General features: G+C 70.2%; 20 protein-coding genes. 16 read left to right on the forward strand and 4 right to left on the reverse strand.

What is annotated here, in order from left to right; genetic code table 11:
* Positions 1 to 39: 39 nt before the first annotated feature.
* The 3 genes from JYJ93_RS38385 to JYJ93_RS38395 all read left to right on the forward strand — a co-directional run bounded on the left by JYJ93_RS38385 (position 40) and on the right by JYJ93_RS38395 (position 4,950).
* Positions 40 to 1,326: a hypothetical protein gene (locus tag JYJ93_RS38385; RefSeq protein WP_206799720.1), complete on the forward strand. Its 1,287-nt coding sequence runs from the start codon at positions 40 to 42 to the stop codon at positions 1,324 to 1,326.
* Between the two features lie 114 nt (positions 1,327 to 1,440).
* Positions 1,441 to 3,672, forward strand: coding sequence for a hypothetical protein (locus JYJ93_RS38390; RefSeq protein WP_206799722.1), 2,232 nt, complete (start codon positions 1,441 to 1,443; stop codon positions 3,670 to 3,672).
* 132 nt (positions 3,673 to 3,804) lie between these two features.
* The gene (locus JYJ93_RS38395) at positions 3,805 to 4,950 is read left to right on the forward strand and encodes a bestrophin family ion channel (protein ID WP_206799724.1); all 1,146 of its coding nucleotides are present in this window, start codon (positions 3,805 to 3,807) and stop codon (positions 4,948 to 4,950) included.
* Positions 4,951 to 4,962: 12 nt separating this feature from the next.
* Here the strand turns inward: JYJ93_RS38395 and JYJ93_RS38400 are convergent, their stop codons facing one another.
* On the reverse strand, positions 4,963 to 5,751 hold the full coding sequence (locus tag JYJ93_RS38400; RefSeq protein WP_206799732.1) for a fumarylacetoacetate hydrolase family protein: 789 nt from the start codon (positions 5,749 to 5,751) through the stop codon (positions 4,963 to 4,965).
* Positions 5,752 to 5,937: 186 nt separating this feature from the next.
* Between JYJ93_RS38400 and JYJ93_RS38405 the strand changes: the two genes are divergently transcribed.
* The 7 genes from JYJ93_RS38405 to JYJ93_RS38435 are packed head-to-tail and all read left to right on the forward strand — an operon-like array spanning position 5,938 to position 12,720.
* Positions 5,938 to 7,380: an aldehyde dehydrogenase gene (locus tag JYJ93_RS38405; protein ID WP_206799733.1), complete on the forward strand. Its 1,443-nt coding sequence runs from the start codon at positions 5,938 to 5,940 to the stop codon at positions 7,378 to 7,380.
* A 17-nt stretch (positions 7,381 to 7,397) separates the two neighbouring features.
* Positions 7,398 to 7,826 carry a RidA family protein gene (locus JYJ93_RS38410; RefSeq protein ID WP_206799734.1) on the forward strand — a complete coding sequence of 143 codons (429 nt, stop codon included), beginning with the start codon at positions 7,398 to 7,400 and terminating at the stop codon, positions 7,824 to 7,826.
* Between the two features lies 1 nt (position 7,827).
* Positions 7,828 to 8,352, forward strand: a complete 525-nt coding sequence (nbaC, locus tag JYJ93_RS38415; protein WP_206799735.1) for a 3-hydroxyanthranilate 3,4-dioxygenase — start codon at positions 7,828 to 7,830, stop codon at positions 8,350 to 8,352.
* Positions 8,349 to 9,365 carry an amidohydrolase family protein gene (locus JYJ93_RS38420; RefSeq protein WP_206799736.1) on the forward strand — a complete coding sequence of 339 codons (1,017 nt, stop codon included), beginning with the start codon at positions 8,349 to 8,351 and terminating at the stop codon, positions 9,363 to 9,365. Before nbaC ends, JYJ93_RS38420 begins: the two co-directional genes overlap by 4 nt.
* Positions 9,362 to 10,639, forward strand: a complete 1,278-nt coding sequence (gene kynU / locus JYJ93_RS38425) for a kynureninase (protein WP_206799737.1) — start codon at positions 9,362 to 9,364, stop codon at positions 10,637 to 10,639. Before JYJ93_RS38420 ends, kynU begins: the two co-directional genes overlap by 4 nt.
* Positions 10,626 to 12,005: an NAD(P)/FAD-dependent oxidoreductase gene (locus tag JYJ93_RS38430; RefSeq protein ID WP_206799739.1), complete on the forward strand. Its 1,380-nt coding sequence runs from the start codon at positions 10,626 to 10,628 to the stop codon at positions 12,003 to 12,005. The genes kynU and JYJ93_RS38430 overlap by 14 nt, the downstream gene beginning before the upstream one ends.
* Positions 11,995 to 12,720 carry an SDR family oxidoreductase gene (locus JYJ93_RS38435; protein WP_242544086.1) on the forward strand — a complete coding sequence of 242 codons (726 nt, stop codon included), beginning with the start codon at positions 11,995 to 11,997 and terminating at the stop codon, positions 12,718 to 12,720. Before JYJ93_RS38430 ends, JYJ93_RS38435 begins: the two co-directional genes overlap by 11 nt.
* On the opposite strand, the gene JYJ93_RS38440 is transcribed toward JYJ93_RS38435, so the two are convergent.
* On the reverse strand, positions 12,717 to 13,208 hold the full coding sequence (locus JYJ93_RS38440) for a hypothetical protein (protein WP_206799742.1): 492 nt from the start codon (positions 13,206 to 13,208) through the stop codon (positions 12,717 to 12,719). The two genes, JYJ93_RS38435 and JYJ93_RS38440, sit on opposite strands and share 4 nt — an antisense overlap.
* A gap of 590 nt (positions 13,209 to 13,798) precedes the next feature.
* Here JYJ93_RS38440 and JYJ93_RS40435 point away from each other — a divergent pair.
* Entirely contained in the window at positions 13,799 to 14,380 is a 582-nt protein-coding gene (locus JYJ93_RS40435) for a hypothetical protein (protein ID WP_242544087.1), read from the forward strand.
* A gap of 7 nt (positions 14,381 to 14,387) precedes the next feature.
* Here JYJ93_RS40435 and JYJ93_RS38450 read toward each other — a convergent pair whose 3' ends face one another.
* A complete protein-coding gene (locus JYJ93_RS38450) occupies positions 14,388 to 14,882 on the reverse strand; it encodes a hypothetical protein (RefSeq protein WP_206799743.1) in 495 nt (164 codons plus the stop codon).
* A 186-nt stretch (positions 14,883 to 15,068) separates the two neighbouring features.
* Here JYJ93_RS38450 and JYJ93_RS38455 point away from each other — a divergent pair, with 186 nt between their 5' ends.
* Both JYJ93_RS38455 and JYJ93_RS38460 read left to right on the forward strand, forming a co-directional pair.
* On the forward strand, positions 15,069 to 18,269 hold the full coding sequence (locus JYJ93_RS38455) for a TonB-dependent receptor (protein WP_206799744.1): 3,201 nt from the start codon (positions 15,069 to 15,071) through the stop codon (positions 18,267 to 18,269).
* A gap of 40 nt (positions 18,270 to 18,309) precedes the next feature.
* On the forward strand, positions 18,310 to 19,062 hold the full coding sequence (locus JYJ93_RS38460; RefSeq protein WP_242544088.1) for a hypothetical protein: 753 nt from the start codon (positions 18,310 to 18,312) through the stop codon (positions 19,060 to 19,062).
* Here JYJ93_RS38460 and JYJ93_RS38465 read toward each other — a convergent pair.
* Entirely contained in the window at positions 19,034 to 19,747 is a 714-nt protein-coding gene (locus JYJ93_RS38465; RefSeq protein WP_206799746.1) for an HAD family phosphatase, read from the reverse strand. The genes JYJ93_RS38460 and JYJ93_RS38465 overlap by 29 nt on opposite strands.
* Positions 19,748 to 19,937: 190 nt before the next feature.
* Here JYJ93_RS38465 and JYJ93_RS38470 point away from each other — a divergent pair, with 190 nt between their 5' ends.
* From JYJ93_RS38470 to JYJ93_RS38480, 3 genes are all read left to right on the forward strand, one after another.
* Entirely contained in the window at positions 19,938 to 21,581 is a 1,644-nt protein-coding gene (locus JYJ93_RS38470) for a sigma-54 dependent transcriptional regulator (RefSeq protein ID WP_206799747.1), read from the forward strand.
* 34 nt (positions 21,582 to 21,615) lie between these two features.
* Positions 21,616 to 21,975: a hypothetical protein gene (locus JYJ93_RS38475; RefSeq protein ID WP_206799748.1), complete on the forward strand. Its 360-nt coding sequence runs from the start codon at positions 21,616 to 21,618 to the stop codon at positions 21,973 to 21,975.
* 129 nt (positions 21,976 to 22,104) lie between these two features.
* A complete protein-coding gene (locus tag JYJ93_RS38480) occupies positions 22,105 to 22,482 on the forward strand; it encodes a hypothetical protein (RefSeq protein WP_242544089.1) in 378 nt (125 codons plus the stop codon).
* Positions 22,483 to 22,512: the final 30 nt, after the last annotated feature.

Genomic DNA, 22,512 nt, shown 5'->3' on the forward strand with positions numbered 1-22,512 from the left:
ATGCGAGATTCCAGGTCCCCCTCCTGGAGTCCGTCCCCGATGGCCTTGAAGCGCCCCCTCCCCGCCCTCATGGGAGGCGTGTCCCTGTCCGTCCTCGTGAGCCTCGGGGCGCTGGCGCACCGGCACCTGCGCACCGACGCGCTGGAGGAACGGCTGCTGCGCGAGGTGAACACGCTGACGCACGCGGAGCACCCGCGCCCGGCGCACCTCACCGACACGCGGCCCGGCACCTTCGGGGACGCGATGGTTCCGCTCCTGCCCGCGCTGCTCCAGCAGGCCCGCGCGAGGCCGGCGCCCACCCCGGCGGAGGCCGCGACCCTGGAGGCCGTGACGGAGGGACGCGCTCCGGTGACGGACCTTCCCGCCTCCCGCCTTGAAGCCCTGGAGCAGGGCCTGCCGCTGATGCGGCGGGTGCTCGCCGCCACCCACGCGGAGTCCGGTGGCCTTCCGGAGGACCTGCGTCCCCTGGCCGGTCCGGAGGTGTCGCGGCGGGACGCGCTGATCCACGCGCTTCGCCACGTGGTGGAGGACGCGGCGCTCCAGACGCGGCGGCTCGTCTCGCGGGGGGAAGCGGATGTGGCGGTGGACCTGTGCCTGGACACGCTCGCGCTCAACCGGGAGCTGGCCCTGGGCGGCGGGCTCGTGGGACAGCGGCTGTCCGCGGCCGGCTATGCGCGCGCGTGGCGGCCCTGCACGGACGCCATCGACGCGGCCTCCCTGGCCCGCAAGCGCCAGGCCATTTCGCAGCTCACCCGGCTGCATGAGGGCTTCCCGCCGGTGTCCCTGACGCTGCACGAGGAGGCCGTCGCCGCGCAGCTCCACGCCTTCCGCGACCTGCTCACCGACGAAGGCCGCGCCGCGCTGCCGCCCCCGTGGTTCGACGCGCCCGAGCGGCCCTCCGCCCTGTCGCGCCGGCTCCAGTGGCGTCAGTGGGTGGAGGACGCGGACCGCCTCCTCGCCGTGGCGGATCAACCGGCCGACGAGCGCCGCCGCTCGCTGGCGGCCCTGGAGGCCCGGAAGGCCGAGGACTTCTTGCGCCAGGCGGAGGCCCCGTCGGTGCGCCTGTCGCCCGAGGACCTGGAGGCGCTGGAGCTGCGCGCGCTGCGCTCCGAGGCGCTCATCGCCCTGGTGGAGGTCGACGTGGCCCACGCGGAGAAGGGCCAGTGGCCGCGCGCGCTCCCCACGCGCACGACGTCGCTGGTGCTGGAGCCCGTGGATGAAGCCCAGGTCAGCATCCGCTCGTGCATCCCGGGGCTGATGCCCGACCCGCTGGTGGTGAAGGCGGACAGCGCGCCCGTGCTCCGGCAGGTCCAGGACGTGCCCTGAGCCGGCGGCGCGCCCCCCTGGGGGGTCGCTCGCGCCCGCTTCACGTCCGGCCTCCCACGTCGGACCGGCGATGTAGGATGCGGTCTTTCCGTGGACGTCGGGGAGGGAGCCGTCATGTCGTGGAAGCTCGCGCTGCTGGAGGAAGTGTCGAAGGTGCTGCCGGATGCGCCGCTCAAGGGCTCGGACATCCGCGTGGAATTGCCGACCGCCAGCTACGCGCTGCCCGCGGGAGAGAAGCTGGGCTCCCTGACGTTCGCGTTCGACGTGTCGGCGCGCGGCTTCATCGAAGGTTATGACGCCCCGGCGGACGTGGACGCGGCGGGCGTGGTGGGGGAAGGCCCCGGCGACGCGGCGACGCAGCTGGCCCCGGCGCTCGTCTACGGCGGCGACCAGGCGTGGCTCAAGTACGGCGTGGAGGCGCGCGTGAAGGCGGACGTGGGCTTCCCGCTGCCCTACGTGGCGCTCGCGGCCAACGGCGACGTGCGCGTGCTGCTGGCGGACTACCACCGCCACACGCAGGACACGAAGGCGCGGGACGCGCTGAAGAAGGACGCGCCGGAGCTGCGGCTGCCCCTGCTCACGTCGTCGCTGGAAAAGCTGGGCGTGGGTGACGCCATCGCCTTCCAGGCGCGCGGCGAGCTGTCCGTCACCGCGACGCTGGACTGGACGGACGTCTACACGTCCAACCTCCAGACGCTGACGAAGCTCCTGTCCGCCAGCACCATGGTCGCCTTCGAGGCCAAGGCGGGCGCCACCGTGTCCGCGAAGGTGAAGGTGGTGGACGACTACGCCGTCATCTTCTCCCGCCCCACGGCCGGTCAGGTGCGCGTGCAGGTGAAGAAGGTGGTGGCGCGCGAGGCGGGCGTGACGGCCAGCCTGCACGTGGAGGCGAGCCTCACCGACCCGGCCGCCATCGTGTCCCAGGTGGAGCACGTGCTCGAAGGGCTCCTGTCGGTGCCGCTGGCCGAGTTCGACGCCCTGATGACGAAGCTGGAAGCGCACAAGCTGTCGGACAACGAGACGAAGGTCCTGCGCATCATCCTGGACCGGCTGGGCTTCGGGGAGCTGGAGGCCAACACCACGGCGCTGCGCACGCGGTGGGAGAAGCTCCGCGCGGACGTGCGCGCGCGCGTCCAGGCGCTGGCCGAGTCCAAGTTCGAGGCGGGCTTCCGCTACGAATACCTGCGCCTGCGCGAGCAGACCACGCTCCTGTCCACCGTGTGCACCGACGCCCAGGCCCGCACGCTGCACCCGCTGCTGGTGTCCGGCCGGATGGACAGCGCGATGCAGAAGATGCAGGCCGAGGGCATGGCGCTGGAGCAGTGCCTGCTGAAGGAGGTCAACAAGGAGTCCAAGGCCTGGGGCTTCTCCCTGAAGCTGGGCAAGTGGGCGCTGGGCGGCAGCGACACGCGCGAGCTCACCCAGGTGGTGCAGCGCAACAGCCTGGAGAAGGAGTCGCCCCAGCGCGTCTCGTTCCTGGGGGTGCGCAGCTACAAGGGCACGCTGCTCACGCCGTACATGCACTGGACCGCGGACTTCAAGGCGGACATGGCGGAGTTCCGCAAGTCGCCCACCGTGGCGGACTTCGACCTGGGCCTGTACCTGCTCCTGGCCCATGACGCTCGCAAGCCGTCGGACCACGACCTGCGCCAGACCGTGGACGAGGCCATCGTCTGGGGCGCGCTGGATGACGCCGAGGAGGAGGAGGTCCTCAAGCGGATCCGCGACGCCTCCGGCGGCAAGGAGGTCGAGACGCGGGTGGAGCTGAAGCTGGACAACCGGACGCTGCGCGACGTCATCACCCACGCGGCGGACCCGGACGCCCACTCCGCCTTCGCTCGCGCGCTGGCCCGGGCCCTGCCCTGGTACGGCGTGCCGTGCCGCGACCGGCCCGCGGTGCGTGAGTCCGTCTACGCGCCCCTGTGGAAGGCGTACCTGGAGCATGACTGGCCCGCCGCCATGGCCGCGAACATGGCCGCCGCGACCCTGAAGAAGAACCCGCTCGTCGGGCACTTCGCGTACGTCGAGGGGCAGCTGGGCAACGGCATGCTGACGCTCGCGGAGGTCATCCAGAAGAACCCCGGCACCGTGTCCAAGTGGCACGACCTGCGCGCGGGCCTCCTGGACCTGCGCAACAACGAGCAGCGCTCGCCCTCCGTCTTCAAGGGCGCGTTCAAGGCGCTGTCCGGGTCGTGGGCGCAGTCCTTCCACCTGAGGGCCACGGGCGCGTTCTTCCTGGAGCTGGCGTCGCGCGGCGGCAACGGTCTGGCCACCGTGGAGCGCACCTTCACCGTGACGGTGCCGGCGACGGGCGCGAGCATCGTCTTCACCAAGTCACGGGCCTGACGGGCGCACGCGTCCCTTCGTCCGCTTCCGCACGCTCCCCGGGCGTGGTGACGCGGCGCATTGCCGCGCCTGGGGGGCATCACTACATCCAGCTCCTCACGCCGCACGTGTGATGCAGAGGAGCCCCGCGAGATGATCGTCGGTCGGATGCTGTCCTGGCGGATCATCCTCCGCTACACGGGGCGCCCCGTCGTCGTCCACATCGCCCTCGCGCTGGCCATCTCGCTGGGCTACGAGGCGCTGGACGCCACGTGGCTGTCGGTGCCGGCGCTGCCGGTGACGCTGCTGGCCGCGGCGCTGGGCGTGCTGCTCGGCTTCCGCAACAACTCCGCCTACGAGCGCTGGTGGGAGGCGCGCACCATCTGGGGCGGGCTGGTGAACGCGTCGCGGACGCTCGCCCGGCAGGTGCTGACCTTCCTGCCGGCGCCCCGCGCCCAGCGCAGCGATGGCACCCCGGAGACGCCCTCCGCCGCGTCCCGCCTGGTCCAGGTGGCCGTGCAGCCGGAGGGGCCCGCGCTGTCGCCCGCCTGGTCCACGGTGGGTGACGGCGCGGTGCGCGACCGGTTCGGCCACGCGCGCGACCTGCGCGGCCCGAGCACGCCCCGCGCGAACCTGGCCACGTTCCTCCACCCGGGCGCGGAGACACCCCGGGGCATCCCCAGCATGTTCGAGGGCATCACCGAGGACGCGCGCGAGCTCGTCTATGCGCAGATCGGCTTCGTGAACGCGCTGCGCTGCCACCTGCGGCGGCAGGACCCCTTTCCGGAAATCACCCCGTTCTTCCGCCCGTCCGTGCTGGAGGCGCTGCGCGTCGAACAGAACGTGCCCGCCGCCATCCTCCTGTGGATGGGCACGCGCATGCGCCGCATCTACAGCGACATCGAGCATCCGGAGAAGGTCTACATGCGCGTGTCGATGGACGAGACGCTCACGGAGCTCACCAACTACCTGGGCGCATGCGAGCGCATCAAGAACACGCCCCTGCCCCGCCAGTACGACATCCTCCCGCACGCCATGGTGCGCGCCTACCTCGCCATGCTGCCCCTGGGCGTCGTCGCGGACCTGGGCGTGCTCACGCCGCTGGTCACGGCCATCATCGCGTTCCTCTTCATCGCCCTGGACGCGGTGGGCCGCGACGTGGAGAACCCCTTCGAGGACGCCGTCAGCGACACACCCATGACGGCGCTGTGCCGCACCATCGAGATCAACCTGCGGCAGATGGTGGGCGAATCCGAGCTGCCTCCGCCCGTCCAGCCAAAGGACGGCCTGCTGTACTGAGGAGTCTCCAGACTAGGGCGCGGCCGTCACTTCCACCGTGCCCAGCCCGTCCACGGTCAGCCGCACGTGGTCGCCGGGCTTCATCAGGTACGCGGCGGTGGCGGCGCCGGAGAGCACCAGGCTTCCCGCGGGCAGAACCTGGCCGCGCTCCGCGAGCAGCGCGCACAACTGGATGATGGACACCACCGGGTCGCCGGAGATGGCGTCCGAGCGCGCCTCGCCCTCCACCTTGCCGTTCACCTCCATGCGCATCTGGAGCTTCGTCAGGTCCAGCTCGCGCGGGCCGCGCTCCAGGGTGCCCGGCACGAACAGCGACGACGACGCGTTGTCCGCCACCACGTCCGGCAGGCTGAAGTACTTGAAGCCCACGAAGCGCGAGTCCAGGACCTCCATCGCCGCGAAGACGGCGTCGCACGCGTCCAGCACCTCGTCGCGCGTCACGGTGCCCTTGAGCTCCTTCGACGTGCGGAAGGCGATTTCGGGCTCGATGCGCGGGTGGATGCCCGCGCCCACGCGCACCACGCCGCCCGCCTGCACCCGCATCCGGTCCGTGAGCACGCCGAAGATGGGCGAGCCCAGGTTCATCTGCTGGCGCTTCGCCTCCGACGTGAAGCCCATCTTCAGGCCCACCACCCGCTCGCCCTGGGCCTCGCGCAGCCGGATGCCCTCCGCCTGAACCGCGTAGCCATCCGGCACGGTCAGGCTCGGGTGCGCGTGAGACAGGGGCGGTATCTCCCGCCGCTCGCGCCGCGCCGCGTCCAGGATTCCAGCCAGGGCTGCTACATCCACAGTCGAGCTCATGCGCGAATCTTTTCCATGCCCGGCCCGCAATTCCACCAAGGATTCACCCGTGGAGCGGGTCCTGGACGTGCTGGGAGCCAGACGGCCGCGCAAGCGAACGCCATCCAACGCCGACTGTTCGGAATCCTGGAGGCGGCGGACGGCCGCGACATACATTGCCGCGTCTGCTTCCTGGAGGGCGCTGCCTTGGAGAAGGTCCTCAACTATATCGGTGGCGAGCTGGTGCCCGCGGCGGGCGGCCAGTGGCTGGACAAGCCGGAGCCCGCGACGGGCCAGCTCTACGCGCACGTGCCGGACTCGCGCGAGGCGGACGTGCAGTCCGCCGTGGAGGCCGCGGGCCGGGCCTTCTCCGCGTGGGCCGCCCTGCCGGCGATGGAGCGCTCGCGCTACCTGCGCCGCATCGCGGGGCTCATCCACGAACGCCTGGACGCCTTCGCGCGGGCGGAGTCCATCGACACCGGCAAGCCGCTGTCGGTGGCCCGCACGGTGGACATCCCGCGCAGCGTGCTCAACTTCGAGTTCTTCGCGGACGCGGCGACGCAGTTCTCCAGCGAAGCGCACCCCATGGACGGCGTGGCGCTCAACTACACGCTGCGCTCGCCGCTGGGCGTGGTGGGCTGCATCTCGCCGTGGAACCTGCCGCTGTACCTGCTCACGTGGAAGATCGCCCCCGCGCTGGCGGCGGGCAACTGCGTGGTGGCCAAGCCGTCGGAGGTGACGCCGATGACGGCCTTCCTCCTGTCGCAGGTGTGCCGCGACGCGGGCCTGCCGCCGGGCGTGCTCAACCTGGTGCACGGCCTGGGGCCCCACGTCGGCGGGCCGCTCACGCGCCACCCGGACGTCAGCGCCATCTCCTTCACCGGCAGCACGCGCACGGGCGCGGAGATCGCCCGCGTGGCCGCGCCCGCGTTCAAGAAGCTGTCCCTGGAGATGGGCGGCAAGAACCCCAACGTCATCTTCGCGGACTGCGACTTCGACGAGGCGCTGGCCACCACGCTGCGCTCGTCGTTCGCGAATCAAGGACAGATCTGCCTCTGCGGCCCGCGCATCTTCGTGCAGCGCTCGCTGTATCCGCGCTTCAAGGAGGCGCTGGTCGCGCGCACCAGGGCCCTCAAGGTGGGTGACCCGCTGGTGGACGGCACGGACCAGGGCGCGCTGGTGTCGCGTGAGCACTTCGAGAAGGTGATGGGCTACATCGCGCTCGCGAAGCAGGAGGGCGGCCACATCCTCACCGGCGGCCAGCGCGCGAGCGTACCCGGCCGCTGCGCGAATGGCTGGTTCATCGAGCCCACGCTGGTGGAGGGCCTGGCGCCCACCTGCCGCACGAACCAGGAGGAGATCTTCGGTCCGGTGGCCACGCTCATGCCCTTCGACGACGAGGAGGAGGTGCTGTCGTGGGCCAACTCCACGCGCTACGGCCTGGCCGGCAGCGTGTGGACGAAGGACCTGACGCGCGCGCACCGGTTCGCGTCCCGGCTGCACAGCGGCATCGTCTGGGTGAACACCTGGATGCTGCGCGACCTGCGCACGCCGTTTGGCGGGGTGAAGGAGTCCGGCGTGGGCCGCGAGGGCGGCTGGGACGCGCTGCGCTTCTTCACCGAGCCCAAGAACGTCTGCATCAAGCTTTGAGCCTTGGAGAGCCACACGTGAGCGCTGGCGAGCGGATCGATTCGAAGAAGGCCCCGGAGCCGGTGGGGCTCTACCCCCACGCGCGCCGCGTGGGGAACCTGTTGTTCCTCTCCGGCGTGGGCCCGCGCGAGCGCGGCAGCAAGGCCATCCCGGGCGTGGAGCTGGACGCGGCGGGCAACGTCGTCTCGTACGACATCGAGACGCAGTGCCACTCGGTGTTCCGCAACGTGCGCTACATCCTGGAGGACGCGGGCTCGTCGTGGGAGCGGCTGGTGGACGTGACGGTGTACCTCACGGACATGAAGCGGGACTTCCCCACGTACAACCGGCTGTGGGCGGAGTACTTCAAGGACAACCCGCCGTGCCGCACCACGCTCGAAATCAACGCGCTGCCCACGCCCATCGCCATTGAATTGAAGTGCATCGCCACCATTGGAGACGAGTGACATGGGCCGACTGACCCCCATCAACTTCAAGAAGTGGATCGACGAGCACCGCCCCCTGCTCAAGCCGCCCGTGGGCAACCAGCAGGTGTGGGCGGACCGGGACTTCATGGTCACGGTGGTGGGCGGGCCCAACTCGCGCACGGATTTCCACGTCAACGAGGGCGAGGAGTTCTTCTACCAGTTGGAGGGCGACATCACCCTGCGCGTCATCGACGACGGGCAGGTGCAGGACATCCCCATCCGCGAGGGGGAAATCTTCCTCCTGCCGCCCAAGGTGCCGCACTCGCCGCAGCGTCCCCCGAACACCATCGGCCTGGTGCTGGAGCGCCGCCGCCAGCCGCAGGAATTGGATTCGTTCCTGTGGCTGTGCCCGAAGTGCGGCGAGAAGCTCTATGAGGAATCGCTGCACGTCACCAACCTGGTGACGCAGCTGCCGCCGGTGTTCGAGCACTTCTACGGCAACCCCGACCACTGCACGTGCAGGAAGTGCGGCACGCAGGTGACGCGGGGTGGTGCGCCCAAGTGAAGGTCGACATCCACACGCACCTCCTGCCCCCGGAGTTCCCCCGCTTCGCGGAGCGCTTCGGCTACGGCGGCTTCATCACGCTGGACCACCACGCGCCCTGCCGCGCGCGGATGATGCGGGACGACGGGAAGTTCTTCCGCGAGATTGAAAGCAACTGCTGGGACCCGAAGCAGCGCGTGACGGAGTGCGACGCGCACGGCGTCCAGGTGCAGGTGCTGTCCACGGTGCCCGTGCTCTTCAGCTACTGGGCGAAACCGCAGGACGGCCTGGAAGTGGCACGCTTCCTCAACGACCACCTGGCCGGCGCGGTGGCGACGGCGCCCAGGCGCTTCGTGGGTCTGGGCACGGTGCCGCTCCAATCCACCGACCTGGCGGTCAAGGAATTGGAGCGCTGCGTGCGCGACCTGGGCTTCGCGGGCGTGCAGATTGGCAGCCACGTCAATGACCTGAACCTGTCCGACCCCGCGCTCTTCCCTTTCTTCCAGGCGGCGAGCGACCTGGGCGCGGCCGTCTTCGTTCACCCGTGGGACATGATGGGTGAGGCGAAGATGACGAAGTACTGGCTGCCGTGGCTGGTGGGCATGCCCGCGGAGGTGTCGCTGGCCATCTGCTCGCTCATCTTCGGCGGGGTGATGGAGCGGCTGCCGAAGCTGCGGCTCGCGTTCGCGCACGGCGGCGGCGCGTTCCCCGGCACGCTGGGCCGCATCCAGCACGGCTTCGAGGTGCGCCCGGACCTGGTGGCGGTGGACAACTCCGTCGCGCCGCGCGACTACCTGGGGAGGTTCTGGGTGGACTCGCTGGTGCACGACGCGGAGACGTTGCGCGGCATCGTGAAGCTGTTCGGCGCGGACAAGGTCGCGCTGGGCAGTGACTACCCCTTCCCGCTGGGCGAGGAGCGGCCCGGCACGCTCATCGAGTCGCTGACGGACCTGGCGCCTTCCGTGCGCGAGCGGCTGCTGTCCCGAAATGCCCTGGAGTGGCTGGGGCGCTCGCACGAGGACTTCGCACCATGACGGCCCCTGTCTACGAGAACACCGATGTGTTCGCCTACGGCCTGGACGCGGCGGATCCGCTGAGGCCCCTGCGCGACGAGTTCCTCTTCCCCCCGGCCCCTTCCGGCGCGCCGGCCATCTATCTGGCGGGCAATTCGCTGGGGCTGCAGCCGCGCAAGGCGCGCAAGTACGTGCAGATGGAGATGGAGGACTGGGAGCGGCTGGGCGTGGAGGGCCACGTGCACGGCCGCCACCCGTGGCTGCCCTACCACGAGCAGCTCACCGACATGGTGGCGAGGGTGGTGGGCGCGCAGCCGCAGGAAGTCGTGGTGATGAACACCCTGTCGGTGAACCTGCACCTGATGATGGTGTCGTTCTACCGGCCCACGCGCGAGCGCTTCAAGATCCTGATTGAAGGCGGCGCCTTCCCGTCGGACCAGTACGCGGTGGCGTCGCAGGCGCGCTTCCATGGCCATGACCCGAAGGAGGCCATCGTCCGGCTGATGCCCCGCGAGGGCGAGGACACGCTGCGCTCCGAGGACATCCTGGCGGCCATCGAGCGGCACGGGAAGGAGCTCGCGCTGGTGATGCTGGGCAGCGTGAACTACCTCACCGGGCAGGCGTTCGACCTGAAGGAGATCACGCGCGTGGCGCACGCGCAGGGCTGCAAGGTGGGCTTCGACCTGGCGCACGGGGCGGGCAACCTGAAGCTGTCCTTGCACGACGACGGGCCGGACTTCGCGGTGTGGTGTTCGTACAAGTACCTCAACGGCGGACCGGGCAGCCTGGGCGGCGTGTTCGTGCACGAGCGGCACGCGCACTCCCCGGACCTGCCGCGCTTCGAGGGCTGGTGGGGACACAACAAGGCCACGCGCTTCGAGATGGGCCCCACCTTCGACCCGCTGCCGGGCGCGGAGGGGTGGCAGCTGTCCAACCCGCCCATCTTCCAGTTGGCGGCGCTGCGCTCGTCGCTGGAGCTGTTCGACCGGGCGACGATGGCGGCCCTGCGCGCGAAGAGCGACCACCTGACGGGCTACATGGAGTTCCTGCTGGACCGGCTGCCCGCGGGGTACGTCACCATCACCACGCCGCGGGATTTGAAGCAGCGCGGGGCGCAGCTGTCCCTGCGCTTCAAGGGCGAGCCGAAGCGGCTGCTCCAGCGGCTGTCCGCGGCCGGCATCATCTGCGACTTCCGCGAGCCGGACATCATCCGCGCCGCGCCCGCGCCCCTCTACAACACGTACCTGGACGTCTTCCGCTTCGTGAAGGCGCTGGAGGCCCATGCCCTCGAATGAGTCGAAGCTGACGGTGGTGGGAGCGGGCCTGGTGGGGTCGCTGCTCTCGCTGTACCTGGCCCGCCGGGGCCACACGGTGGAGGTGCTGGAGCGCCGGGCGGACATGCGCCGCGAGACGCTGGACGCGGGACGCTCCATCAACCTGGCCATCTCCACGCGCGGCCTGCATGCCTTGCGGCAGGTGGGCCTGGAGGAGGAGGCGCTGAAGCACGCCATCCCCATGCGCGGGCGGGTCATCCACCCGGTGAAGGGCGAGCTGGCCTTCCAGCCGTATGGGAAGGACGACTCGCAGCACATCAATTCCATTTCGCGCGGCTGGCTGAACAAGTTCCTGATGACGCAGGCGGAAGGGACGGGCCGTGTGTCCATCCGCTTCCGTCAGCGGGTGACGCACGCGGATCCGGCGGCCGGGGCGCTCACGGTGCTGGATGAGGCCACGGGCGAGACGCGCGAGGTGCGCGACGCGGTGGTGTTCGGCACGGACGGCTCGGGTTCGGCGGTGCGGGAGGCGCTGCAATCCCAGACGGACTCGCAGACGCTGGGGCATGGCTACAAGGAGCTGACGATTCCGCCGGGCGAGGGCGGGCGCTTCCAGATGGAGAAGCACGCGCTGCACATCTGGCCGCGCGGCACGTTCATGCTCATCGCGCTGCCGAATGAAGACGGCAGCTTCACGTGCACGCTGTTCCTGCCGTGGGAGGGGCCGGTGAGCTTCGCGACGCTCCAGACGCCCGCCGCGCTGGAGGCGTTCTTCCAGGAGCAGTTCCCGGACGCGAAGGCGCTGATTCCCGGGCTGGTGGAGGAGTTCTTCTCCCGGCCCACCGGGCAGATGGTGACGGTGAAGTGCGCGCCGTGGCACGCGGGTGGACGCACGCTGCTGCTGGGCGACGCGGCGCACGCCATCGTGCCGTTCTACGGCCAGGGGATGAACTGCGGCTTCGAGGACTGCGTGGTGCTGGACGCGCTCCTGTCGAAGCAGGCGGACTGGGCCGCGGCGTTCGACGCGTTCGAGCGGCTTCGCAAGACGAACGCGGACGCCATCGCGGACATGGCGGTGGAGAACTTCATCGAGATGCGCGACAGCACGGCGGATCCGCGCTTCCTGTTGGAGAAGGGCGTGGAGAAGGTGCTGCTCAACGCGTTCCCGGGCGAGTTCGTCAGCCGCTACACGCTGGTGAGCTTCAGCCGCGTGCCCTACCGGCTGGCGTACGGCGTGGGCTCCATCGCGGGCGGCATCGTGTCGGAGCTGGCGCGGGAGCTGAAGCGGCCGGAGGACGTGGACCTGGACCTGGCGGCGAAGCTGATTCGCGGCCGGCTGACCCCTTTCATGGAGGAGCACGCGGATGGATTTCGGCTTGAAGGGTAGGCGGGCGCTGGTGACGGGCGCGTCCTCGGGGCTGGGGCGCGCCATCGCGGACACGCTGGTGAAGGAGCGCGCGACGGTGGCGGTGTCCTCGCGCGGCGGGGAGAAACTCCAGAAGGCGGCGAAGGAGCTGGGCGCGGCGCTCGCGGTGCCGTGTGATTTGACGCAGCCCGGGGCCGCGCGCGGGCTGGTGCGTGAAGTCACGCAGAAGCTGGGTGGCCTGGACGTGCTGGTGGTGAACGCGGGAGGCCCGCCGTCCGGAGGCTTCGAGTCCATCACGGTGGAGCAATGGCAGACAGGGTTCCAGAGCCTGTGGCTGGCCACGGTGGATGCGATTCAGGAAGCGCTGCCGGGCATGAAGGCGCAGGGCTGGGGCCGCATCGTGCTGGTGACGTCCACGGCGGCGCGCGAGGCGATGAACAACCTCACGGTGTCGAACGGCCTGCGCGCGGGGTTGCTGGGGCTGGTGAAGAGCCTGAGCAATGAAGTGGGCCCGTATGGCATCACGGTGAACGCGGCGCTGCCGGGCTACCACGCGACGGACCGGATGAAGGACCTGGGCCTGTCCGACGAGAAGGTGGCGCCGAACATCCCCGCACGGCGGCTGGGGAGGCCGGAGGAGTTCGCGGCGCTGGTGACGTTCCTCGCGTCGGAGCCGGCCGCGTACATCAGCGGCCAGTCCATTGCGTGTGACGGTGGTGCGCTGAAGGGCTTCTAGGCGGACGCGGCGAACACCGCCAGCACGACCAGGAACGCAAGGACGGGCACGGACACGGCGATGCCCCACACGGCCTTCGACGAGATGGCTCGCAGCAGTCCGCAGGCGCCCAGCAGCGCCGCGGACACGAGCCATCCGCCGAGGAAGCTGAGCACGAACGCGAGCGGGATGAGCAGGTGCGACCACTCGTCGGACGACCGAGGCAGTGAGAGCTCATCGAGGACGACAGCCGCCGCGCCGAGCCCCGAGAGCAATGCCCCCGCCAGGGACAGCCACTTCCAGGCCGTCCCGGAGAGCGCGAAGGCGTTCTCACTCCGCCAGGCTGGCGCCCTGCGCACGGTGAAGAGGACGAGGGCCAGCAGGCCCAGGCCCAGCACCAGGGCCACCGGGAGCGCGGCGCCGCCGCTGAGCGCCGTCGCCAGCATCGCCAGACCGAAGAGGACGGAACCGAGAAGCAGGGCCGAGAAGAGCGCGAGGCGTGAGGTCATCAGGGCGTTTATATGCCGACTCAGCCGCGTCGCTCAGCGGACAGCCCGCCCCCTGAGACGATGGAGCATTGAGAGGATTCCGAAGTGACGTCGGCGGCCTTCCGGGGGAAGGCCATGGACGCGACAAGATGGGCGGCATGTCTGGGACTGGCGTGGCTGCTCACGGGCTGCGCGACGGGCAGTGGAACCGTGGTGGAGGGGAGCCTCCAGCCCCGGAACTTCCGGTTCGTCACGGTCGTTGAACAGACAGAGCCAGGGCCAGGAGGCTGGAGAGAAGCCTGCGTCCATGTTCCGCTACGGCGTGACACGGGAGACATCTTCCGATGCTCCTTGGGAATTGGAATTCCCCTCCAGGTCGAAGGCTCGGAGCCGATCCCGGTGGAACTGGCCCAGCGCATCGCGGCGAACTGCGCCAATCTGGCGGCCCAGACCGTGTTCAGTTCAACCACCCCGGTAACAGCCCTCGGGCTTGCGTGTCAGGAGTTCAGGACCACCTTCGGGACCGCGCTTGATGGGGCCATCATTGGCTCGCGTGTCAGGCAGAAATGCCACCCGGCAACCCTCCGCCTCAAGTCCGAGCCCAGGAAGCCATGACACCTTCCGCCGAAGAGTTGCTCGCGATTGCTCGTCTCTACTGGGGTGCCGACCTGGCCTATGTCTTCCGCCAGGAGTCCAGTCCCGAGGACCTTCGCTACGAAGCCCTCTGGGAGGAGAAGAATGCGGAGAGGCCCCGCTGGGGGTCCTTTGTGAAGGCGCTTCGAGAAGCGCTTCCCAGCTGCGATGCGTGGGACTACGCGCCGGGCCTGGCGAACCCCAGCTTTTGCGTGCTGGTCTACCCGCATCAGGAGCAGGACATGATGCGTCCACAGACGCGCTGGACCGTCGCCGGGTACCTCAGCATCCTGGCCCCCCTCTACACCGTGCACTGTGTTCGCCGGGTCTTCCTGGGGAAGCACCTCATGGAGTCGAAGGTCTTCCTCGGCCCCGTCCCGCTGGAACTGCAAGGCATCGCGGACACGGTCGCCCGGCACATCGAGGCCGAATACGGTGCGACAGCGCTGCCCCTCGACATCGCGCAGACGCCCGTTCCGCTCTACGTCAACCTCATGAAGCCGCCGGAGACCACTCTCTTCCACGCGCTCTTCACCTCCGAGCCTGGAAACATCCTCTGAGCTGGGCTCAGCGCCCCAGAATCAGGAAGAGCACGAACGCGAAGGCCGCCGTGCCCGCGAGCACGCCCTGCACGGCCACCGGCTTCAGGCCCTTCACCATCCCGACCGCCCCCAGCACCGCCGAAGAGATCAGCATCCCCAGCGGCAGTGCGGCCACGATGGCCGCGGGCACATAGAAGATGATGAGCGCACAGCCGCCCTTGCCGCAGACCCCCGGCTGGGAGAAGTAGGCGAAGACCTCCATCACCGCCCACACACTCGCGAGCAGCCCCCCGGCAATCGAGCCGCTCCACCAGGCGCCACTGGAGAGCTGGAAGGCCCCCTCCTTCCGCCACCGGGGCGCCCGCTGACGCACCGTCACCAGCAGCCACAGCAGGGCCACCGCCGGCACCAAGGCCAGCACGCCCGCCCCATCCACTCCGCGCGCCACCGCCAGGGCGCACGCCATGAGCGCGACAGCACACGAGAGCAGCGACGCGAAGAGCAGGAGTCGTGAGTTCATTCCCCCGAGCTATCAACTCTCCCCGTGAAGAGACCACGCCTCCCCCCTCCCCACGAACGGACACAGTCCGCTGACGCAACGGGCCAGCCGTTTTCCACTCTGACGGCAAAGTCTTTTTGATTTGGGCTGGTGGATTTCTCACGTTTTGCGACAAAGTTCGCCCCCTTCGCCGGGAGGGGCGCAGACGTGTCCAGACGAATCCGTTTCATCCGTGGGCTGTGGCTCATGGTCGTGTTGTGGGGAGCCGGGGCCTGGGCCCAGGGCAACTCGGTCATCACCGGGACCCTGACCAACGCGCTCGACAAGAAGCCCCTGGTGGATGTCGTGGTCACCGCCACGTCCCCCCAGTTGCAGGGCGAGCGCACCGTCCTCACCGACAAGAGCGGCCTGTACCGCATCCCCCAGCTTCCGCCGGGCACGTACACGCTGCGCTTCGAGGCCCAGGGCTTCCAGCCCTATGCCCGCGACGGCATCCTGCTGCGAATCGACCGCACCATCCGCTTCAACGCGGAGCTGGCGCCGGACAACTTGAGCTCCGACGTCGAGGTCGTCGGCTCGCCCCCCACCCTGGACGTGGGCTCCAGCGCCGCGGGCGTCACCGTGGACCAGGACTTCATCCGCAACATCGCCGTCATCCGCCCCGGCACCAAGGGCTCCGCGTCCCGCTCCTTCGAAGGCCTGGCGGAGCTCGCCCCCGGCGCCACCGAGGACCGCTACGGCGTGAGCATCAGCGGCAGTTCGTCGCCTGAGAGCCAGTACGTCGTGGACGGCCTGTCCGTGAACGACCCGGGCGTGGGCACGCTGGGCACGCCCCTGTCCGTGGAGTTCGTCAAGGAGGTCAACATCATCACCGGCGGCTACATGCCGGAGTACGGCCGCTCCACCGGCGGCGTGCTCAACGTCGTCACCAAGTCCGGCTCCAACGAGTTCCACGGCTCCGTGTTCGCCAACTACGCGCCCGGCGCGTTCCAGACGTCCGGCAAGGAGATATTGCGCGAAGGCAGCGTCATCTCCGCGCAGGGCAGCGCGCACAACCTGGGCGACTTCGGCTTCGACCTGGGCGGCCCCCTGCTCAAGGACAAGCTCTGGTTCTACGTGGGCGTCGCGCCGTCCTTCAACCGCATCGAGGTGAACCGCCAGCTCAGCAGCTACGAGCTGTGCTCGGAGGTGGACCCGGAGAACGGCTGCTCCGCCGTGGGCGCGCGCCGCAAGGACCCCACCACCGGCTTCTCCCAGGTGACCCCCATCGCGGGCACCAACTCCAGCCGCTTCGCCGACGAGCGCAGCGTGCAGTACCTGGGCAAGCTCACGTACAACTTCAACCCGGACCACAGCCTGTCCGTGTCCGTGTTCGGCACGCCGCGCTCCTCCGGCGGCAGCGGCAAGTACGCCTTCAGCGACGACGGCGAGCCGGAGGTGTGCACCAGCCTGTCGTGCACCGGCTTCGTGCAGGGCGCGTATGAATCCATCGCCACCCGGCGCAGCAACAGCGCCATGGACATCGTCGCGAAGCAGGCGTCGTCCTTCTTCGACAAGAAGCTGCTCGTGGACGCGACGCTCGGCTGGCACCACCAGGCGGACTCCATCCTCCCTTCGGACGGCTCCGACCTGGGCTCCGGCGAGGGCCTGTCCGCGCAGTCCAACATCGCCTGGCGCCGCACCCGCAACCCCGGCTACCACACCATCAACGAGTTCGAGCAGATCCCCGCGGGCGCCTGCGGCACCACGCCCGAGGAGCAGCGGCTGCGCTGCCCCGTGCTGGCCTACTCCACCGGCGGCCCCGGCACCATCAGCGTCCAGCGCCTGGACCGCGTGCAGGGCAAGGTGATGGGCACGTACCTGCTGGAGGCCCTGGGCCACCACATCCTCAAGGCCGGCGCGGACATCGAGCGGATGAGCTTCTACAACAACCGCGCGCGCACCGGCGGCACGCCCTGGCAGGAGTGCACCGGCGGCGACTGCTTCTTCAGCCTCAACCAGTACGGCTACCTGGCCGGCCCGGACCTCCCGGTGTTCCTGCCCAGCAAGGAGGGCACCTCCACGTCCACCACCGTGGGCGGCTTCCTCCAGGACAGCTGGTCCGTCATGGACAAGGTCACCGTCAACGTGGGCCTGCGCTACGACGTGCAGACCATCTACGGCCTGGACGGCGAGGTGGGCCTGCACCTGCCCAACCAGTGGTCCCCGCGCCTGGGCGTCATCTACGACCCGACGCAGAGTGGCCGCGCCAAGCTCTTCGCCAACTACGCGCGCTTCTTCGAGAACGTCCCCCTGGACATGGCGGACCTGTCCTTCCCGCAGCAGCAGCTGCTCTCCGCCACCTACGACTCGCCTCCGTGCGTTCCCTCCCGTGAGGACTCGCTGCTCGGGGACTGCACCCAGAACGCCAACCGTCAGCCCATTGGCAACCGCGAGAGCCCCAACCAGCTGTGGGACGCGCAGGGCGGCGACCGCGTGCCGGTGGACCCCCAGATTCGCGCGCAGTCCGCGGACGAGTTCGTGCTGGGCGGTGAGTACGAGCTCTTCGCCGCGAGCCGCCTGGGCGCCACGTACACCCGGCGCTACCTCAACGACGTCATCGAGGACATGAGCCGCGATGACGGCAGCACCTTCTTCCTGGGCAACCCGGGCAAGGGCTACTCCACGGACTTCCCGCTGGCCCGGCGCGAGTACGACGCGGTCAACCTCTACTTCCAGCGCGCCTTCACCAACGGGTGGCTGGCCCAGGCCAGCTACACCTGGTCCACCCTGCGCGGGAACTACTCCGGCCTGTTCCGCGCGGACACCGGCCAGCTGTCCCCCAACCTCACGCGCGACTTCGACCTGGTGTCGCTCACCGTCAACCGCGAGGGCCAGCTGCCCGGGGACCGCACGCACTCGTTCAAGGTGTTCGCCGCGAAGGAGCTGGTGCTGGGGCCCCGCACCAGCATCAACGTGGGCGGCAACTACCGGGCGCGCTCTGGCACGCCGCTCAACTACCTGGGCGCGCACCCGCGCCGCAGCGGTTCCGAGACGTTCATCCTGCCGCGCGGCAGCGCGGGCCGGCTGCCCTGGGTGCACGGCGTGGACGGGCACCTGGGCCTCAACCAGCGGCTGGTGAAGGACTACGTCCTCACGGTGTCCCTGGACGTGTTCAACCTCTTCAACTTCCAGCAGTACACGGACGTGGACCAGACCTTCACCACCACGCGCGTGTACGCCATCGAGCAGGGCGGCAAGCCGGACGACCTCACCGCCTGCCTCACCGCCGGCAACCCCAACTGCAAGGTCATCTCCACCGCCACGAACCAGCCCATTGGCGAGGCGGACATCAACCCCAACTTCAAGCGGCCCACCGCCTACCAGGCTCCGCGCTCCATCCGCCTGGGCGCGAAGCTCAGCTTCTAGGCCTGACGCCATGAGGACTCCCGCGATGAAGCTTCGTTGGATGGCAGTGAGTGCAGGGCTCGCGGCGGCGGCCGTCGCCGTGGGCGCCTGCGGCAGTGAACCGGAGCCCGAGTGCGTCGTGGCTCGCGCCGTGTCGGATGGCTCCACCGGCTCGTTCGCCGCGACGTATCAGCTCAAGCCCGGGCAGAACCCGGACACCGTCTGCGCCCGGCTCAAGCCGGAGCCGCTGGGGCTGCAGAAGTTCTTCAGCGAAGACCCGGCCGCGCCCGACACCGTGGGCGTGCGCAGCGCGCGCCTGGGCAAGCTGCTGGAGGACTTCGCGTCCCGGCTGAGCGAGGACTCGAAGGCGACCGCCACCGCGGTGGGCCCGTTCGCTTCCGCGACGCCGGGGGCGGACCACTTCTGCTCGGTGCCGGACCTGACGCCCACGCGGCTGGAGGTGCCCGCGTCCACGGCGGCGGACGGCGGCGCGCTGCCCGCGCAGGACTTCGGCTACGCGTGGAGCAACCTGCGCATCTACAACACGCCGGAGATTCCGGGCACGCAGTTCACCGCGGACCTGGTCTACGCGGAGAACGGCTGCAGCGCCGAGTACACCGTGAAGGGCATCTGGCCGGTGGTGAAGTGCCAGAACAGCAAGACGAAGCTGCCGGACGACACGCTGTGCGACCCGTACGCGGACTACGACGCGGGCCGGCTGCGCGGCTCCGGCATCAACCCGCTGTTCCCCGTGAAGTGCGACCCGGACGCGCTCATCTGCGTGCTCACGGGTGAGGTGCCGTCGGCCCCGTGAAGCCGTGGCTTCCGGGACGCAGCGCCTGCGGCAGGTCCCGGAAGTCCCTCACCAGCCAGTCCGGCCGCTCGCGCACCAGGACCTCGCGCGGGAACGACGTGGCGACGGCGACACACGCCGCGCCCGCGGCCCGCGCGGCCCGCAGCCCCGCCACCGCGTCCTCGAACACCACGCACGCGTGCGGCGCGACGCCCAGCGCGGCGGAGGCCTTGAGGTACACCTCCGGATCCGGCTTGCCCCGCGACACATCCGTGGACGTCACCCGCACGGGGAACAGGTGCTCCAGCCCCACGCGCGCCAGGGCCCGCTCCGCGTTCCGGGCCAGGGCGCTCGTGCCCAGGGCCCAGGGCACGCCCGCCTGCTTGAGCGACATCAGGTAGGCGCCCACGCCAGGGACGGGGGACACCGGCTCGTGGTCGAGCAGCCGGTGGAAGGCCCGCTCCCGGTCATCGGTGAGCGCGGCCACCTGCTCGTCATCCAGCTCCGCTCCGAACCACGCGCGCAGCGTCTCCCCGGCCCGCCGGCCGTTGGTGGCGAGCAACTGCTCGCGCGTGGGCACGTAGCCCCGCTCGCGGGCGAACTCCTCCCACACGCGGTAGTGCAGCTCGGTCGTGTCGATGACCACGCCATCCAGGTCGAAGAGGACGGCGTCGAAGACGGTGATGTTCGAGGTCGAAGGAGTCATGGAGGTCGCGCTCTCTCTCGAAAATCCACACGGGACGCGTGACAAACCTATTCATCGGATGGGACGCGGGCGTGGCTTCCGCGCCTACCGCCAATGCCCACCGTGCGGGCAGCCGGGGGGACGGTTCGGAGGGAACGACGCCTGCCAGGCCCCGGGGCAGCCAGCCCGTTGTAGGCTGCCGGGGAGGTCCATGCCGCCCAAGAACCCCACGGATTTTTCCACGACCGCCGTCCGCACGCAGGGCACGCCTTCCCAGGTCGCCCAGGTGATGCCGGCGTTGACGCTCATTGGCCATGCCCAGCCCCAGCGCATCGGGGAGCGGCTGCTGCTGGACGGGTTGCTGTCCGGAGAGCGCGCGGTGGCGCTGTCGCGCAACGCGCCGGACTTCAGCCGTCCGGGCGCGGTGCTGGCGCTGCCCCTGGGGGACCCGTTCCTCAGCCGCACGCCGGTGCGCTTCGAGGCGGGGGCGGACGGGAGCGTGCGGCTGCGGGTGCCGGAGGGCGGGACGCCGGTGTGGGTGGGCAACGAGCCGGTGCGCGGCGGGCGGGAGTTCCCCCTGGAGGCGCTGGTGGCGGGCGTGCCGCTGGTGCTCGCCGGACGCGTGGCGCTGCTGCTGCACCAGGCCACCGTGCGCGGCGCGGGGGCCCAGGCGGAGCTGGCGGAGCTGGGCATGGTGGGCGACAGCGAGGGCATCGTCCGCGTGCGCGAGGACGTGCTGCGCGTGGCCGACCTCCAGGTGCCCGTGCTGGTGCGGGGCGAGACGGGCACGGGCAAGGAGCTGGTGGCGCGAGCGCTCCATGCGCGGAGCCCCCGCCGCGCGGGCCCCTTCGTCAGCGTCAACCTGGGCGCCCTGTCGAAGGACCTCATCGCCGCGGAGCTGTTCGGCGTGGTGCGGGGGGCGTTCACCGGCGCCGCGCGCGACCGGGAGGGCTTCTTCCGCGCCGCCCACGGCGGCACGCTCTTCCTGGATGAAGTGGCGGAGGCGCCTCCGGAGGTCCAGGCGGCGCTCCTGCGCGTGCTGGAGACGCAGGAGGTCTACCCCGTGGGCGCGCAGACGCCGGTCCGCGTGGACGTGCGGCTCGTCACCGCCACGGACGCGGACCTGGAGGCGCGCATCCAGGACGGCCACTTCAAGGCCCCGCTGCTGCACCGGCTGGCGGGCTTCGAAATCACCGTGCCCCCGCTGCGCGAGCGCCGCGAGGACATCGCGACGCTGTTCCTCCACTTCGCGCGCCAGGAGCTGGAGTCCACGGGCGAGGCGGGGCGGCTGAGCTCCTCCGACGCACGCGCGGAGCCGTGGCTGCCCGCGTCGCTGGCCGCGCGGCTGGTTCGCTCCGCGTGGCCCGGCAACGTGCGCCAGCTGCGCAACGTGGCGCGGCAGCTCGTGATTGGGAGCCGGGGCCTGCCCGGGCTGCGCGTGGATGCGCGGCTGGAGCAGTCGCTGGACGCCGACGCGCTGCCCATCCCCGGGCGCCCCCTGTCCGAGCACGCGCCCTCTCCTGCCTCGGAGGACACGCCCGCGCCTTCGGAGACGCGCGCCCCCGCGCGGCGCAAGCCTTCGGAGGTGAGCGAGCAGGAGGTGCTGGAGGCCCTGCGCGCCTGCGCGTGGGACCTGAAGGCCACGGCGGACTGGCTGGGCATCCCGCGCTCCTCCGTGTACGTGCTCATCGACAAGAGCTCGCTGCTGCGGACCGCGCGCGACCTGAGCCCGGAGGAGATCACCCGCTGCTTCCACGAGTGCGAGGGTGACCTGGACCGCATGGTGCAGAAGCTGGAGGTCTCCCGCCGCGCGCTCCATCGCCGCGTGCGGGAGCTGGGATTGGACGCGAGCTGAAGCTGGTACGGCGTCTGCAATGGCGGCGGGCACCATGCCCACCAACACCATCACCATCGACGTCTCCACGACCCCCGTCAGCTACAGCCCCAGCGCCGATGTGAAGCACGGCGACGCGGTGGTCTTCACGTTGGGCAACGCGCTCAACGCCACCGCCACCGTGACGTTCCCCAACGGCACCTGTCTCACCACGTCCGGCCCGTACACGCTGGGAGGCGCGACGATGGCGACCGCGCCCCTGACCGTCGCCCTGACGGCCCCGCGCGGGGTCTATGCCTTCGACGTGGACTTCAACAACGGCCAGGAGTCCCAGGCCCGCAAGGGCCACGAGTGGGACCGGAAGAACGGCGGCATCGACGTGACCAGCGACCCGCCGAAGGAGGCGCGCCGGTAGGCGCCGGACACGTCAGCGCCCGGGCCTGGACGTGTCATTGACGCGTCCGGGAGCCCGTGGCCGTGAAACATCCGGGCACATCTTCAAGACATGAATGTTGGTACAGGGACTGCAATGCTGTGCGGACCTATGGCCACCATCACAGTCGACCTCTCCACGGATCCCATCAGCTACAGCCCCGGCCCCGAAGTGAAGCACGGCGACACGGTCGTCTTCTCCCTGGGCAGCTACCCTGCCTCCTACACCGCCACCATCACGTTCCCCGACGGGAACTGCCTCACCGTCTCCGCGTCGAACCCATACCCGTACGAGCTCGGAGGGACCCACGCGCTGGCGACCTCTCCGCTGACCGTCTCCATGACGGCGCCGAAGCGGCTCTACGAGTTCAACGCCGTCATCGACGATGGGACGCGCGCCCGGAGCACCGAGCCCCTCCATCCGACGGAGCGGGACCGGAAGAACGGCGGCATCGACGTGAGCAGCGACCCGCCGGAGGACCCCATCTGAGCGACGGACACGTCAGCCCCGGACCGCGCC

This window comes from Corallococcus sp. NCSPR001 (assembly GCF_017309135.1).
Lineage (GTDB): Bacteria > Myxococcota > Myxococcia > Myxococcales > Myxococcaceae > Corallococcus.